Source organism: Sorangium sp. So ce887, from assembly GCF_051521455.1.
Lineage (GTDB): Bacteria > Myxococcota_A > Polyangia > Polyangiales > Polyangiaceae > Sorangium.
Genome location: NZ_CP150354.1, coordinates 5,672,793 through 5,687,623, shown reverse-complemented (window position 1 = coordinate 5,687,623; position 14,831 = coordinate 5,672,793). Strand labels below are relative to the sequence as shown.

General features: G+C 70.9%; 12 protein-coding genes and 1 pseudogene. 8 read left to right on the top strand and 5 right to left on the bottom strand.

Features of this window, described 5'->3' with window-relative positions; all coding sequences use genetic code 11:
- Positions 1 to 51: 51 nt before the first annotated feature.
- The gene (locus WMF36_RS21315; protein WP_437581451.1) at positions 52 to 1,038 is read right to left on the bottom strand and encodes a response regulator; all 987 of its coding nucleotides are present in this window, start codon (positions 1,036 to 1,038) and stop codon (positions 52 to 54) included.
- Between the two features lie 342 nt (positions 1,039 to 1,380).
- Entirely contained in the window at positions 1,381 to 2,190 is an 810-nt protein-coding gene (locus WMF36_RS21310) for a hypothetical protein (protein ID WP_437581450.1), read from the bottom strand.
- Positions 2,191 to 2,374: 184 nt separating this feature from the next.
- On the opposite strand from WMF36_RS21310, the pseudogene WMF36_RS21305 reads away from it, so the two are divergent.
- From WMF36_RS21305 to WMF36_RS21290, 4 genes and pseudogenes are all read left to right on the top strand, one after another.
- Positions 2,375 to 3,094, top strand: a pseudogene (locus WMF36_RS21305) (hypothetical protein); the annotation flags it as partial.
- 3 nt (positions 3,095 to 3,097) lie between these two features.
- Complete coding sequence (locus WMF36_RS21300; protein WP_437582071.1) at positions 3,098 to 4,207, top strand: hypothetical protein; 1,110 nt, start codon at positions 3,098 to 3,100, stop codon at positions 4,205 to 4,207.
- A 417-nt stretch (positions 4,208 to 4,624) separates the two neighbouring features.
- On the top strand, positions 4,625 to 6,613 hold the full coding sequence (gene tkt / locus WMF36_RS21295) for a transketolase (protein ID WP_437581449.1): 1,989 nt from the start codon (positions 4,625 to 4,627) through the stop codon (positions 6,611 to 6,613).
- A gap of 156 nt (positions 6,614 to 6,769) precedes the next feature.
- The gene (locus WMF36_RS21290) at positions 6,770 to 7,708 is read left to right on the top strand and encodes an AEC family transporter (protein ID WP_437581448.1); all 939 of its coding nucleotides are present in this window, start codon (positions 6,770 to 6,772) and stop codon (positions 7,706 to 7,708) included.
- Between the two features lie 61 nt (positions 7,709 to 7,769).
- On the opposite strand, the gene WMF36_RS21285 is transcribed toward WMF36_RS21290, so the two are convergent.
- Complete coding sequence (locus tag WMF36_RS21285; protein ID WP_437581447.1) at positions 7,770 to 9,320, bottom strand: Hsp70 family protein; 1,551 nt, start codon at positions 9,318 to 9,320, stop codon at positions 7,770 to 7,772.
- Between the two features lie 237 nt (positions 9,321 to 9,557).
- On the opposite strand from WMF36_RS21285, the gene WMF36_RS21280 reads away from it, so the two are divergent.
- Positions 9,558 to 9,989 carry a carboxymuconolactone decarboxylase family protein gene (locus tag WMF36_RS21280; RefSeq protein WP_437581446.1) on the top strand — a complete coding sequence of 144 codons (432 nt, stop codon included), beginning with the start codon at positions 9,558 to 9,560 and terminating at the stop codon, positions 9,987 to 9,989.
- 1 nt (position 9,990) lies between these two features.
- A complete protein-coding gene (gene sigJ, locus WMF36_RS21275; RefSeq protein WP_437581445.1) occupies positions 9,991 to 10,908 on the top strand; it encodes an RNA polymerase sigma factor SigJ in 918 nt (305 codons plus the stop codon).
- A gap of 9 nt (positions 10,909 to 10,917) precedes the next feature.
- Here sigJ and WMF36_RS21270 read toward each other — a convergent pair whose 3' ends face one another.
- Entirely contained in the window at positions 10,918 to 11,751 is an 834-nt protein-coding gene (locus tag WMF36_RS21270; RefSeq protein WP_437581444.1) for a helix-turn-helix domain-containing protein, read from the bottom strand.
- 194 nt (positions 11,752 to 11,945) lie between these two features.
- Here WMF36_RS21270 and WMF36_RS21265 point away from each other — a divergent pair, with 194 nt between their 5' ends.
- Both WMF36_RS21265 and WMF36_RS21260 read left to right on the top strand, forming a co-directional pair.
- The gene (locus tag WMF36_RS21265; RefSeq protein WP_437581443.1) at positions 11,946 to 12,818 is read left to right on the top strand and encodes an NAD(P)-dependent oxidoreductase; all 873 of its coding nucleotides are present in this window, start codon (positions 11,946 to 11,948) and stop codon (positions 12,816 to 12,818) included.
- Between the two features lie 19 nt (positions 12,819 to 12,837).
- On the top strand, positions 12,838 to 13,602 hold the full coding sequence (locus tag WMF36_RS21260; RefSeq protein WP_437581442.1) for an SDR family oxidoreductase: 765 nt from the start codon (positions 12,838 to 12,840) through the stop codon (positions 13,600 to 13,602).
- Between the two features lie 37 nt (positions 13,603 to 13,639).
- Here the strand turns inward: WMF36_RS21260 and WMF36_RS21255 are convergent, their stop codons facing one another.
- Positions 13,640 to 14,560, bottom strand: coding sequence for a transposase (locus WMF36_RS21255; protein WP_437581441.1), 921 nt, complete (start codon positions 14,558 to 14,560; stop codon positions 13,640 to 13,642).
- Positions 14,561 to 14,831 lie beyond the last annotated feature (271 nt).

Here is a 14,831-nt window from a genome sequence, read left to right as displayed (position 1 = left end):
TCCTCTCCAAGCCCGGCGGAGAGGCCGGGGAACGACGGATTCATCCGGTCCTCAGGGCTCGCCCTCGCCCCGGCGACGACCGCGCGTCCGCAGCGCGTGCTCCACGCCCGACTGCAGGGTGGCCTTCGTCACGAGGCAATCGAGGTGCAGGTCGAGCCCCACGAGCGTCTGCGCCACCTCGGCGCGGATGCCCGTGACGACCGTTCGCGTGCCGATCAGGGAGAGCCCCATCGCCGCCTGGACGAGCATGCGCGCGACGGTCTCATCCACCGCCCTGACACCGGTGATGTCGATGATGAGATGGTCCGCCCCGCGCTCGCTCGCTCCGTACAGCGCTGTCTGGACGGCTTGCCTGGCACGCTCGACGTCCACCGCGCCGACGAGGGGCATCACGAGGACGCCATCGATGATCGGAATGAGCGGCGCGGAGAGCTCGAGGAGCCGCTCCCGCTGGGCCGCGATGACCTGGTCCTGCAGCGCCGCCCTGGCCGCTTCGGCGCGCTCGTTCTGCGTCAGCTGATGCGAGAGCTGCGCGTTCGCGTCGCGCAGCTTCTGCGCGGCCTCCGCCAGCGCCTCCTCGGCCCTGACGCGCTCCCGGACCTCGTCCGAGAGCCTCGCATTCTGCTCCTCGAGAGCCCGCGTCGCGCGCCGGAGCGAGACCTGGGTGTGCACCCGCGCCAGCAGCTCGGTCTTCTCGAACGGCTTGGTCACATAGTCCACGGCGCCCACGCGAAAGCCCTGGAGCCTGAACTTCGCTTCCGCGAGCGCCGTCATGAAGATGACGGGGATGCTCCGCGTCGCCGCGTCGGCCTTGAGCCGCCGGCACGCCTCGAACCCGCTGAGGCCGGGCATCAGCGCGTCGAGCAAGATGAGGTCCGGCTGAGACCGGCCGGCCAGCTCGATCGCCTCCTCGCCGTCGCGCGCGACGGCGACCTCCAGTCCATCCGACATGAGCGCGTCCGACAGCACGTTCAGGTTGTCCGCGCTGTCGTCCACGATGAGGACGAGCCCAGACGGCGGCGTTTCTTGCTCTTGCATCGATCTCTGCCGGTCTCGGTACGCCTGAACGAGCCTCCCGCGCCCGGTCGGCATGTCTCGCCGGACAGCGAGCGCGCAGACACATGCACTGTGAGCAGTGCGGTTCTGCCGCAGAGGACATTCCCCCTGACTCTTTCCTCTCGTACCACGGGACGATCAGCTTTCACATGTGTTTTGTGGGCGGAAGAGGAGGGTGGGCTGCGCCACACAGGTCGTCGATGACTACCCCCTTCGTGTCGTCGGCGCCGCCCTGAAGAAGCGACCCGACCCAGGTTCGGGCGGGGCGACGTACGGCTGGCTGCTACCCCGACCCGCATCGGGTCGCTTCGACGCGCCGGCCGTTCATGGTGCGATGCGGCGGGCCTCGTAGATGTCGGTCCCGCCGCTCCGCTCCGAGGAGAAGAACAGGATGGACCCGTCCGGCGACAGGTAAGGATCGTTCTCGCGCGCATCCGGTACGTTCACCTCGTCGAGCGCCTGCGGCGGCTCGAAGGCGCCGTTCGTTCCCGGGCGTCGCGCCCAGAACAGGTCGTCCCCCGAACGGAACAGGATCTGCCGGCCGTCGTCGAACAGGAAGGGCGCGAGCTGGTCGCCCGCGTCGCTCAGCTCGGCGAGCGGAACGAACTCGCCCCAGTCGTCCTCCGGGCGCTCGCGGGACGCGATCGCGAGGTCCCAACCCTGGGTTTCAGGGCCGTTCAGGCCGATCACGGCGCGGAGCTCGGGCAGATCGACGTGAGGGTTCATCGCCTGCGTGCCATCGTCGCGGCCGGGGTTGAGCGCGTCGACGTAGGAGGGCTCGCCCCAGGGGTCGCCCCGGCTCGCGCGCTCGGACATCCAGATGCCTGATTGTTGCTCGCTCTTGCGGAAGAACCACATCCTGAGCCCGTCGTTCGAGATGGCAGGCGTGTCGTCGTCGTCCGCGCTGTTGAGCTTCTCCGCGAGCTCGACGGTCGGCGTCTCCCAGGGCGAGCCCAGGTCCGCCCGCCGCGAGACCCAGATATCCTGGCTCGCGCCGCGCTCGGACATGAAGTGGATCTCGAGCAGATCGCCTGTGAGGGTCGGGTCTTCGTCCCTGGCGGTGTCGTCGTTGAGCGTGGCGACCTCCTGCGGTGCTGTGAACCGCGGCCGCTCGGGCGCGAACGCGCCGATCACGACGCGCTGATCCTCACACGCGACCCCGCCGAGCGCGAGCGCCAGCCCAGAGGACGCGCTGAGCCAGCGGGAACGCCACGCCGGGGCGGTCCATTCGAGCAGACCGGCGGAGGGGGTAGGCCGAGCAGATCGCTGTTCAGAGATGGACAAGCCGGAACCTCCAGGGTCGATGAGCAGGGGATGAATGCGCGCGCGCATCGCGGCATCTAGCACATCGTGGTCTGGGCTCCCCCGCGTCCAGCGCCAGGGGAGCGTTCGGATACCAGTTGCCTGTCAACGAAAGATGGAGCGCATGGGATACAGAGGCACCGGAGTGTGGCAGGGGTTCAGAGGGGCCGCGATGCTGGCGATGTCGCTGGCCATCGGCTGCACGAGCGGAGGTGGCGGCGGCGGGGGGCAGGGAGGCGGCGGGGGAGCGCCGGCGACCGGCGGTAGCGGGGGGCAGGGAGGCGGCGGAGGGCAGGGAGGCGGCGGGGGAGAACCGGCGACCGGCGGCGGGGGGCAGGGAGGCGGCGGGGGAGAGCCGGCGACCAGCGGCGGGGGGCAGGGAGGCGGCGGGGGGCAGGGAGGCGGCGGGGGAGAACCGGCGACCGGCGGCGGGGGGCAGGGAGGCGGCACAGCTGTTTGCGTGCCGGGGTCGCAGCTGAGCTGCTATTCGGGGCCCCCGGAGACGCAAGAGGTAGGACTCTGCACCTCCGGCGCTCAAACCTGCCTGCCAGACGGATCCGGCTATGGCCCGTGTACCGGTGAGAACACGCCCTCTGCTGAAGACTGCGCCACGGACGCCGACGAGGACTGCGACGGCGTGGGCCAATGCTTGCCTCTGCCGCTGTGGTCCGCCGCTCTGGGGGGCGCCGGCGCCGACTCCACCTACGCCGTCGCAACGGATGCCGAGGGAAATCTCTATGTGACGGGCGCTTTTGAGGGGACGGTCGATTTCGGAGCGGGGCCGCTCGTGAGCGCAGGATCCGCGGACGTGTTCGTGCTCAAGCTCGACCCGGCAGGCCATGCGATATGGAGCAGGCGGTTCGGCAGCAGCCCCTACGGGGAAGCAGGGACGAAGATCGCGCTCGACGCGAGCGGCAACATCCTCCTCGGCGGGAGCTATGGCGGCGCCGTCTTCGATGGGCCGCCGCCGGTCGACTTCGGAGGCGGCCCGCTCCCCTGGGCCTACGACTTCTCCTCGAGCGCCGTCTTCCTGGTCAAGCTCGATCCGGACGGGAACCACCTCTGGAGCCGCGGCTACACCACCGGGAGCACCGCGATCTCGGTCGTCCTACGAGACATCGCGGCCGGTGCCGCGGACAGCCCCTCTGTGCTCCTGGCCTACCCGAGCTCCGTCGACGTGGGCATGACCCTGGTGACATACAATGCGGCGGGCGAGTACATGTGGGGTTTCTCCAACCGGACGTACAGCGACTGGCCAGGCGGGGTCGCCGTGGACAGCGCCGGCAACGTCGTCGTGGCCATGGCGCACGCCTCGGGCGTAGGGCTATGTCCCTGCGACTTCTACTTCGACGTCCAGAAGCGAGACCCTGCGGGCACCGTGCTCTGGCGAAAGCTCCTGTCCGGATCCGAATCGCACTTCTCGGATGACGGCGGCGAGGCGAAGGACGTCGCCGTCGACCCCGAGGACAACATCCTGGTCGTGGGCCACAGCCTGGGAAGCCTCGATCTCGGCGGTGGGCCCATCGATCGCGGAACGCACTTCGTGGTGAAGATGAGCCCGCTCGGCGACTACCTCTGGCACCGAGAGTCTCCGAGCGACGCCGTGGCCACGGACTCGGCCGGGAACGTCATCGTCCTGGGAGGACAGTCCCTCGTCAAGCTCGATGCTTCCGGCGCGGAGCTCTGGCGCCGCACGTTCACGGACACGCCCGCCACGATCGCGGGCATGACAACCTTTCGCGACGACCATATCGCGCTGGTCGGCGAGCTCACGGGTACAGCCGATTTCGGCACCGGCCCGCTCACCGCCGCGGACAGGGACGGCTTCATCACGGTCTTCGCCCCCTGACGCACGCGATCGCGCGCGTCAGGGGGGACGGCCGCCGGCGCCCGCGAGCTTCCACCACGCCGGGCCGGCGCTCGCCGCGCTGCACCTCCCCGCGCGGCCCTGCCAACCTGGGTCGGGTGGCGGCGCTGCCAACCTGGGTCGGGTGGCGGCGCTGCCAACCTGGGTCGGGTGGCGGCGCTGCCAACCTGGGTCGGGTGGCGGCGCTGCCAACCTGGGTCGGGTGGCGGTCCTGCCAACCTGGGTCGGGCCGCGCTCGGCCAAGCCGGCGACCGGCGATCCTCGCGCATCCCGAGAAATCGTGGACATCGAGCGCGCGCCGAGGGGCCCTCTCCAGGTAGACCCGACGCCGGCCGGGAGGGGGAGGCGAGGGTGAGCGAAGGGGCGCGCTTCGCGGCGAAGTAGGTTAGAGTGCGCGCCATGCCTGATTTTGCCAAGCTCGCCGCCGCGTGCACGATGGCCCGCGGCCTCGCCATGGACGCCGTCCACGCCTGCTCGTCCGGTCATCTCGGCCTGCCGCTCGGGGCCGCCGAGGTCGGAGCCGCTCTCTATGGCGACCTCCTCCGCCACGATCCGAGCGAACCGCACTGGTTGAACCGCGATCGCTTCGTCCTGTCCGCCGGCCACGGGAGCATGTTCCTGTACAGTTGGCTGCACCTCTCGGGCTACCCGGTGTCCATCGACGACATCCGCCGCTTCCGGCAGTGGGAGTCGAAGACGCCTGGCCACCCGGAGTACCACTACACCGAGGGTGTCGAGGCGACGACGGGCCCGCTGGGCCAGGGCGTGGGCAACGCGGTGGGGCACGCGGTGGCCGCCAAGATGCTGGCCGCCCGCTACAACACGCAGGAGCACACGATCTTCGATCTGACCGTCTACTGCCTTGCCGGCGACGGCTGCCTCCAGGAGGGCGTGGCCGCCGAGGCGGCCTCCTTCGCGGGCCACTTCAAGCTCGACAACCTGGTCCTCATCTACGACGCCAATGACGTCACCCTCGACGCGATGGCCGTGAAGACCCAGAGCGAGGACACGGCCAAGCGCTTCGAGGCCTACGGCTTCGAGGTGCTCCACGTCGAGCAGGGCAACGATCTGGAGGCCGTCCACCGGGTGCTCGGCCAGGCGCGGGCGTCGAAGAGCGGAAAGCCCAGGTTCGTCGTGGCCCACACCCAGATCGGCAAGGGGATCCCCGAGGTCGCTGGCACGCAGAAGGCGCACGGCGAGGGCGGCGCCAAGTTCGTGGATCAGGCGCGCAAGAGCCTGGGGCTGCCCCCGGAGCACTTCTATGTGAGCGAGGAGGTCAAGCAGTTCTTCGCGAAGCGCAAGGAAGCGCTCGGCAAGGTGCGCGGGGCGTGGGAGGCGACGTTCCAGGCGTGGCGCGCGAAGAACCCGGAGCTCGCCCGGCAGCTCGACGAGGGCACCGCGAGGAAGGTGCCGGCGGACCTCGACGCGCGCGTGCCCGCCTTCGCCGCCGGCACCAAGGTCGCCACGCGCAAGGCCGGCGAGACGGTGCTGCAGGCCGTCGCCGAGGCGGTGCCGGCGCTCATCGGGTCGAGCGCGGATCTCTACGGCTCGACGTTCAACTACATCGCGTCGAGCACCGACTTCGATCCGGAGCACCCGGGCGGCCGGAACATCCGCGCCGGCATCCGCGAGCACGGCATGGGCGCGATCATGAACGGCATCGCCTACCACGGCGGCCTGCGCCCGAGCGGCGCGACGTTCCTCGTGTTCGCCGACTACCTGCGGCCGAGCATCCGCCTGGCGGCGCTGTCGCACCTGCCGGTCATCTACATCTTCACGCACGACTCGGTGGGCGTGGGCGAGGACGGGCCGACGCACCAGCCGGTGGAGACCGTCGCCGGGCTGCGCGCCATCGTCGATCTGGACGTCATCCGGCCGGCGGACGCCGAGGAGACGGCCGGCGCATGGATCTCCGCGCTGGAGCGCACCGACGGCCCGACGGTCCTCGCGCTCACGAGGCAGGCCGTCCCGATGCTGCCGGGCGACGCCGCCGCGAAGCGCGAGGGCGTGCGGCGCGGCGCTTACGTCCTCGTCAAGGAGACGGCGGCGCTCGAGACGATCCTGATCGCGACGGGCAGCGAGGTGCAGCACGCGGTCGAGGCCGCGAAGCGGCTCGGCCCCGGCGTCCGCGTCGTGTCGATGCCGTGCATCGAGCGGTTCGCGCGCCAGGACCGCGGTTACCAGGAGGCCGTGCTGCCCGCCGCGTGTACGCGGCGCGTGTCCCTCGAGGCCGGCGTCACCTTCGGCTGGCACCGGTGGGTCGGCTCCAAGGGGCTCGCCCTCGGGATCGATCGCTACGGCACGAGCGCTCCCGGCGACATCGTGCTGGACCGGCTGGGCATGAATCCGCAGGCGATCGTGCAGGCGGTGCAGGAGCTCGTGCCCTGAGCCTCTGAGGAGAGGATCCGCGCGGGCTGCCGAATCGCCCGCGCCGTGTCCTCCCGCGTCTTTCGTCTCCCGTTTCGATCCCCCTCTTTCGTGCGCGCGCGTGCGCGTGCTCCTCCTATCGCTGGACGCCGCCCGCCGCGGAGCTAAAAGCCGCCCGTGCCGTCAGGCGACCTGATCTCGCAGCTCCTTGCCCTCTTCGCGGTGCTCGGGGTCGGCGTGCTGCTGCGCGCGCTCGGCCGCGGCGGCCAGGCGGACGCCGCTGTCCTCCATCGGCTGGTCATCGACGTCACCACGCCCGCGCTGATCGTCTCGGTGCTGCGCCGCTCGGGCCTCGGCCACGGCGCCTGGGGCGCGGTCGCCGCCTCGTCGATCGCGCTCTTCGCGTGCGCCCTCGCGGGCGTCGCGGTCGCGCGCGCGCTCGGGCTGCCGCGCGCCGCGCAGGGCGCCGCCGGCGTCGTCGGCAGCTTCTCCAACACCGGCTTCCTCGGCGTCCCCGTCGTGCTGGCCCTCTACGGCCACACCGGCGGCGCGGCGGGGACGGCGATCCTCGTCGACAGCATCGTCACGACGCTGCTGCTCTGGACGTTCGGCGTGGCGCTCGTCGCGCGCATGGGCGGAGGCGGCGGCGTGGACGCGCGGAGCCTGCTCACGGTGCTCCTGCACCCCAACGTGCTGTCGATCGCCGTCGGCATGGCGCTCCACGCCCTGCCGCTCCCGCTGCCGGTGTGGGTGGAGCGCGCGCTCGACGCGCTCGGCAGCGTGACCCCGACGCTCGTGTTCCTTGCGCTCGGCCTGAGCCTCGACCTGCGCTCCCTCCGCGGCCGCGTGCGGCCGCTCGCGGCCGTCGCCGCGGTGAAGCTGCTCCTGTGCCCCGCCGTCGCGCTCGGCGCCGCGCTCGCGCTCGGCCTGAAGCGCCCCGTGTCGGAGGTGGCGGTGCTGCAGTCCGCCATGCCGACCTCCATGGTGTCCGTGATCGTCGCCGCGCGGTACGGCTGCGACGGCGAGTTCGCCGCGGCCACCGCGGTCGTGACGACGCTCGGGGCGCTGGCGACCCTGCCGGTCGTGATCGAGGTGCTGCGCCGGCTCCTCTCGTGACGTCGAAGAACGCGCGCAGCCGCGGCCGAGCGCGGATGGATTCAGGCCGCGCCCGGCGCGCTCACGCCCCGACCTGATAGACGCGCTGGTAGCCCGCCTCCACGTCGGTGATCGTCACCTCGACGATGCCGTGCGAGGTGATCGCGTACTGCTCCTCGATCAGCGGCCCCTCGTCGCTCACGCGCTGCACGGGCACGGCGGCGAGCTCGGCGGCGCGGTCGCGGAGCCGCCGGTCGAAGGGGAACACGACCTCGTTGAAGGCCGTGATGTCGCCGTGGGGCACGCCGAGCCGGTCGAGCGCGGCGCACTCGACGAACCGGTAGCGACCGACGTTGTGCGCCGCCCGGTACACGCGGCGCGAGACCACCGGCGCCTCGTGGCTCGACGGGATGCGCGCCTCCCGGTCGAAGATCGGATCGAACACCACCTCGTCGCCGCCGCCGCTCTCCCGGAAGACCCCGAAGTGGCGCGAGAGCCGGTCGGACAGCTCGAAGCCCGCGTCCTCGTCGACGGCGATGGCGAGGCCCATCGCGATCGCCGCCGAAGGGTAGGGGGAGCGATGGACGCGGCGCCCGAAGCGCTCGCGCAGCGTCCGCGCGACGACGGGCAACGAGCTCGCGCCGCCGACGACGTAGATCCCCGCGATGTCGGCCAGCGCCTCGCCCGCGCCGGCGTCGAGGCGCGCGATCACCGGCTGCATCGCGGTGATCGTCTCCTCCACGAGCGGTACGCACCGGTCGTAGAAGTCGGAGGCCGAGATCGTCACCTCGTGGGCAGGCGAAAGGTCGCCGAGGCACGCCTCCAGGTCGATCACGATCCGCCGGGAGTTCGGGTTGAGCCGCTCCTTCGCCTCGCGGCACTGGTCCGCGAGCGCGGCGAGCGCGCGCGCCGGCAGCTCCGCGCGCTCGAGCTTGGCCGCGGCGAGCGCCATCGAGGCCAGCACGGCGTCGAAGTCGTCGCCGCCGAGGTGGTTCAGCCCTGCGGTCGTCACGGCGTCGTGGCTGCGCCCGGTCATGTGGACCAGCGACGCGTCGAAGGTGCCGCCCCCGAGATCGTAGACGACGATGTGCTCGCGCTTCGACGTGATGGTGCTGCGGTAGCGGTGCGTGTACTCGAAGCCGGCGGCCGAGGGCTCGTTCAGGAGCGCGATGACCTCGAAGCCGGCGCGGCGGAAGGCGTCGAGCGTCACGAAGCGCTGCGTCCCGTGCGCGTTCGCCGGGGTCGCGACGACGCAGATGAGGCGCCCGTCGTCGTCCTTCTTCTTCGGCCGGTTCGACCGGTGCAGCACGGCGTCGCGGAGCGACCTGAGGAACAGGGTCAGGAGATCGAGCACCCGGAGCTTCGTCCCGCCGATCTCGACCTCGACGTCGGGCGAGGCGCGCGGGCCCGAGAGCACGCGCTTGAACGAGCGGAGGACGGTCCACTCCGGGTCCGAGGCGACGGCGAGGGCGTCGAAGCCGAACCGGAGCTCCCCCTGCCGCTCGGCCGCCACGGAGGGGTAGAAGTCCACGGGGTCCCCCGCCGCATCCTGAAAACTGATGACGGGGTAGTTCCCGCGGTCGCAGCACGCGACCACGGTCCGCGTGGTTCCAAAATCGATCCCGAGGCGCACGGTAGAGTTCCTCCGGCCCGCATGCTGCCACATCGGACCGCCCGAGGTGAAACTCCGCGGCGATGCGCTTCCGGAGATCTCGAGGTGCGGATGACGCCGGCCGCGAACGACGAAGTCGTTTGTTGTTAGATGATCACCCCAGAAAAACGAGCGCGGGCGCCGTCCCGGCGTCACAGGCGGGAAGGCTGGATCGTCGTCAGGTGGAGGGGCCCGCGGCCCAGGACAAGGAGAACCACCGTGAGCGAGAAATCCGCTGTGAAATACGAGCAGACGATCCCGGACGTGCTGCAGGCGCTGGCCGGTGTGCACGAGGTGATGAACCGGCACGGCTTCGACAGGAAGATCATCCACCTCGTGCAGCTGCGCGCGTCGCAGATCAACCAGTGCGCGTTTTGCGTGAAGATGCACACGCGGGAGGCGCGGCAGGACGGCGAGACGAACGACCGGCTGGACCGGGTGGTCGTGTGGGAGCACGTCAGCGATTTCAGTGAGCGCGAGCGGGCCGCGCTCGCCTGGACCGAGGCGCTGACCGTCCTCGACCGGCGGACCGACTACGCGGCCCTCCGTGCGCGGCTGCGGGAGCACTTCTCGGAGGAGGAGATCGGCGTCCTGACCTCCGCCGTCGCCATGATCAACCTGTGGAACCGCATCCAGGTGTCGAAGCACTGAGATGGCGCAAGAGAAGGACGACGTCTCGGCGTTCGAGGCCACGAGGCCGATGCTCCTCGGCCTCGCCTACCGCATCCTCGGCTCGCGCGCGGAGGCCGAGGACGCGGTGCAAGACACGTACCTGAAATGGCAGAGCGCCGACAGGAGCACGATCGAGAACCCGGCCTCGTGGCTCACGACCCTCTGCACGCGCCGGTGCATCGATCTCCTGCGGGCCGCCCGCAACGCCAGGGTCGACTACGTGGGAGCGTGGCTGCCAGAGCCCATCCACGCGCCGACCGAGGTTGAGCCGAGCGAGCGGCTGTCGCTGGCGGCGTCGCTCCAGACGGCGTTTCTGCTGGTGCTCGAGCGCCTCACCCCGAAGGAGCGCGCGGCGTACCTGCTCCACGAGGTCTTCGACGTCTCCTATCCGGAGATCGCGGCGACGCTCGGCATCCAGGAGACCACGTGCCGCAAGCTGGTCTCGCGGGCGCGCGCCAACGTGGGTCAGTCGAAGGTGCGGTACACCACCCCGCTGCACCGGCAGGAGCAGCTGCTCGCCGCCTTCCAGACGGCCGTGGCGAGCGGCGGCACGGAGCACCTGTCGGCGCTGCTCTCGGACGAGATCGAGCTCTGCGCCGACGGGGGTGGCAAGGTGTCCAGCCTCCTTGAAGTCCTGCAGGGGAAGGCCGAGGTGCTCGATTTCATCGGCCGCGCGCTGCACGCGTACTGGGGCGACTATGCGTGGGAAGCGACGGACATCAACGGGGGTCGGGGCGTCGTCCTGTGGAAGGACGGCTCGGCCGCGGCCTGCGTGTCCTTCGCCTACGACGAGGACGGCGCGGCGACGAACATCTACATCGTGCGCAACCCCGACAAGCTCGCTCGCCTGGGCGGGGACGGCGGAGGCGGGCAGGGGGGCGGGCGCGAGGCGCGGTGACCGGGCGGATCAGCGCCTGGGCGAGCGGCGCGCCAGCGCTGTCGGCGTCACGCCGAGGACGCGGCGCATGCACCGCGCCATGTGGCTCTGGTGCGCGAACCCCGCCTCGAGCGCCACCTGGCTGGCGGGCAGGTCGCCGCGCGAGAGCAGCGCCTTCGCGCGCTCCACCCGGCGCTGGACGACGTATTCGTGCACCGGCAGACCCGTCGACCGCTTGAACAGGGTCTTGAGGTGCGACGCGCTGATCTCGGCGACGCCGGCCAGCCGGTCCAGGGACAGGCTCTGGTCGAGGTGCTCCTCGATGTACGCCGTGAGGCGCCGCAGCTGCAGCGCTGACAGCCCGCGGGGTGGCCGGCTCGGCGCCGCGAAGCGGCCGAGCAGGTGCACGGCGAGGGCGAGGCCGAGGCTCTCCGCGTAGAGGAGGCCGTTCGGATGGCCGGCCATGCGCTCGGCGTCGAGCGCCCAGGCGATGTGCTCGATCTGCGGATCCCGGAGCTGGTGGCGCAGATCGAGGCCGGCGGTGTCGGGGTCGCGCCCCATGTCCATCGCCGCGTGGCGCAGGAGCGAAGCGGGCAGCTGTAGCAGGAGCGACGTGCTGGCGTCGTCCTCCTCCCAGACGTCCGCGAACCCGGCGGGGAGGACGTCGATGTCGCCGCGCGTGTAGAGGAACCGGTGGACGCCGCAGGAGCCGCGGACCGGCGACCCCGCGTGGATCCTCAGCCGAGGGTCGTCCATGGCCTCGAGCGCGACCAGGCCGCCCGGGGTCGTGAGGACATCGACGCGCATCCCGAGGCGGGGCCGGGGGGCGCTCGCGGCGTGCTGCTGTCTACCGGTGGCTTGCATCCCCGCGAGTATCCACCGCTGCCCAGCAACGCGCCATGCCACGGCGCCGACGACGCGCCGCGCGGCCGTCCCTCCGCTGGCCGAACGTGCTGTCCGCGCATCCGAACGTGCGCGACGGCCCGGCGCGAGGACCGCATCTATGGCGACCACGCCCGCCCGCCATCGAACCCGGGTGAGCCAACGGAGGAGATCGTATGAGTGAAGTCTCGGTCATCGGCCTGGGTCCCATGGGCATCGCGCTCGCCGGGGCGCTGCTCCGGAGCGGCGCCCGCGTCACTGTCTGGAACCGGACGAGCGCGAAAGCCGAGCCGCTCGTCGCCGAGGGGGCGGCGCTTTCGTCGAGCGTCGTGGCCGCCGTGCAGGCGAGCTCGGTCGTCGTCGTCTGCATCGCCGATTACCAGGCGACCTACCGCCTGCTGGAGGCGACCGAGGTTGCCGCCGCCCTCGCCGGCAAGGTGGTCGTTCAGCTGAGCACGGGGACCCCACAGGACGCGCGCCACGGTGAGGCGTGGGCGAAGGAGCGAGGCGTCGATTACCTCGACGGCGCCATCCTGGCTGTCCCGAGCCAGATGGGAAAGCCCGAGAGCAGCATCATCGTCTCGGGTTCGGCCACGGCATTCCAGAAGAGCAAGGCGCTCCTCGAACGCATGGCCGGCACCGTGTCGTACCTCGGCGAGCAGGTGGGCTCGGCGTCGGCCCTGGACCTGGCCTTCATCTCGTTCGTCTTCGCGGGGCTGATCGGCTTCTATCACGGCGCTCGCATCTGCGAGGCCGAGGGCCTTCGCGTGGGCGACTTCGGTTCAATGCTCGCCGACGTCGCTCCGGCCGTCGGCGCGATGATCAAGCAGGACGGCGACGCCATCCAGGCCGGGACGTACGAGAGCGCCGAGAGCTCGGTCGAGATGTGCGCGCGAGGCGCCGAGATCGTCCTGCGGCAGGCCCGGGAGGCGAGGATCGACGCCGTGATTCCGGCGTTCGCCACGGGGCTCTTCCGGAAAGGAGTGGCGGCAGGCTACGGCGCCGAGTCTCCGGGCGCGCTCATCAAGGTGCTGCGCGAGGGAACCTGAGTTGACGAAAGGACTGGTTATGAAGAGGTATACAGGGAAGAAAGCGGTCGTCACCGGCGGGACCCACGGCATGGGGCTCGCCACGGTCAAGGCGCTCCTCGACGGAGGCGCCGAGGTGCTGCTCACCGGTCGGAACGAGAGGAACCTGGAGGCGGCGCGGCGCGAGCTCGGCCCGGAGGCGCATGTCGTGCGATCGGACACGGGGAGCATGGCGGACGTCGATGCGCTCTCCGTGACCGTGAAAGAGACGCTCGGGCAGGTCGACCTGCTGTTCGTCAACGTCGGTGTCGCGAACCTGGAGATGCTGGACCAGGTGACCGAGGCCTCATACGACTGGACTTTCGGTATCAATACGAAGGGCGCGTTCTTCACGGTGCAGCGGCTGGTCCCGCTGATCCGGGACGGCGGGGCCATCGTGTTCACGACCTCGATCGCCAACGAGGGCGGCAGCCCCGGGATGAGCGTCTACGCCGGATCGAAGGCGGCTCTGCGGTCGTTCGCGCAGGTCTTCGCGGCGGAGCTCCTGCCGAGGCAGATCCGCGTGAACGCGGTGAGCCCCGGGTTCATCAAGACACCAACCATGGGCATCGCGGGGGCCTCCGCGGAGGCGCTGGCAGCCTTCGAGCAGGAGGGCCGCGAGGTCACCCCCATGAAGCGCATCGGCACGTCCGAGGAGGTGGCCCGCGCCGTGCTGTTCCTCGCCTTCGACGCGACCTTCACCACGGGCGTCGAGCTGCCCGTCGACGGCGGTCTGGGCCAGGGCATCGTCGCGCCCCACGCCTAGCCCGGCCCGTCTCGCTGTCGCGCCCCCGCGCGGGGTGCTATCCCATGAGCACCACCTCATTGACGTTGGCGCCGTGAAACGTGCGCATCCACCACGTCCCCACCGGGAACAGGACGCTGCGCACGCCAGCTCTCCATCGTTCGAGCGCAGCACGGTACGACGCACGAAACGCACGTACAGCGGTAGCAGCGGTTTGCCACGAGTCACCCTGGTCACGGCCGACGGCGAATGTCGGATTGCGCCCGCGCAATTCCTCGGAGCTTGTGGCTCGCTCGTAGGGGGAGACCCTGCTGACTCGCTCGGCGCCCAAGAAGCGGAGCCCTTGCCGCTCCGCCTCCGCATGGGCCTGCGCTTCCAGGCGCTCGAGTTCGGCAGCGATCTGATGGCGAAGGCTCCCCGCGTTCTCCTGTTCGATGCCCGGCGGCAGCGCCAGCGGCAGCGTCGCTTCCTCGACCCACTGTGGATTCTCCGGATCGAGATACACCGAGGGACGTGTCGCGCGCAGCACGCCACAGCCTAGCTCGCCCACATCCACCTTGACGCCCGGCCATTCCCTCGCATGTCGGACCAGACCAGCGGCCACTGGGTTCGCGAGCACGTAGGCGATCTTCTCCACCACCGCCGCCGGCGTCAGCAGCCGTACCACGCTCGTGGCCTCGTGGTCCCATACTGGCCCTTCCCACTTGCGCAGCACCTTCGTGCCCAGCGCGACGAGGCGGTGGAAGAGGTGCAAGAAGCGCGGCAGCACGCCGTGCACATCGGTCACCACGAGGTGCAGGTGCGTCGACATCGCGCAAAGAGCGTGAACCTCGACGCCGTAGCGGCGCGCTGAGACAGCGAGGGCGTAGACCAACAGCTGGTTCATGGCCACATCGGGGCGCAACAGGAAGTGACGGCGCAGGACGCGACGAGTGAGCAGGTAAGTGGCGCCGGGGGCGATCTCGCGAGGCTGGCTCATGGCCGGAGCGCAGAGACAAACGCCACGCCGTGAGTCGGTGTGAATCATTTCAATGGTTTGCTCCGCTCACAGGGTGGCGGCGGGGGATTCCGCCAGTTTCCGCCACCCTGGGCCGGCGCGGCGGCGGCGGCGGCGGCGGCGGCGGCGCTCCCAACCTGGGTCGGGGCGGCGGCGGCGGCGGCGGCGCTCCCAACCTGGGTCGGAGCGGCGGCGGCGCTCCCAACCTGGGTCGGCGCTCCCAACCTGGGTCGGTGCTGGCGGTTCCCAACCT

Coding starts and splice junctions, on each gene's coding strand:
- WMF36_RS21315 (WP_437581451.1), bottom strand. CDS start 1,038: ATGCAAGAGCAAGAAACGCCGCCGTCTGGGCTCGTCCTCATCGTGGAC.
- tkt (WP_437581449.1), top strand. CDS start 4,625: ATGCCTGATTTTGCCAAGCTCGCCGCCGCGTGCACGATGGCCCGCGGC.
- sigJ (WP_437581445.1), top strand. CDS start 9,991: ATGGCGCAAGAGAAGGACGACGTCTCGGCGTTCGAGGCCACGAGGCCG.
- WMF36_RS21270 (WP_437581444.1), bottom strand. CDS start 11,751: ATGCAAGCCACCGGTAGACAGCAGCACGCCGCGAGCGCCCCCCGGCCC.
- WMF36_RS21265 (WP_437581443.1), top strand. CDS start 11,946: ATGAGTGAAGTCTCGGTCATCGGCCTGGGTCCCATGGGCATCGCGCTC.
- WMF36_RS21260 (WP_437581442.1), top strand. CDS start 12,838: ATGAAGAGGTATACAGGGAAGAAAGCGGTCGTCACCGGCGGGACCCAC.
- WMF36_RS21255 (WP_437581441.1), bottom strand. CDS start 14,560: ATGAGCCAGCCTCGCGAGATCGCCCCCGGCGCCACTTACCTGCTCACT.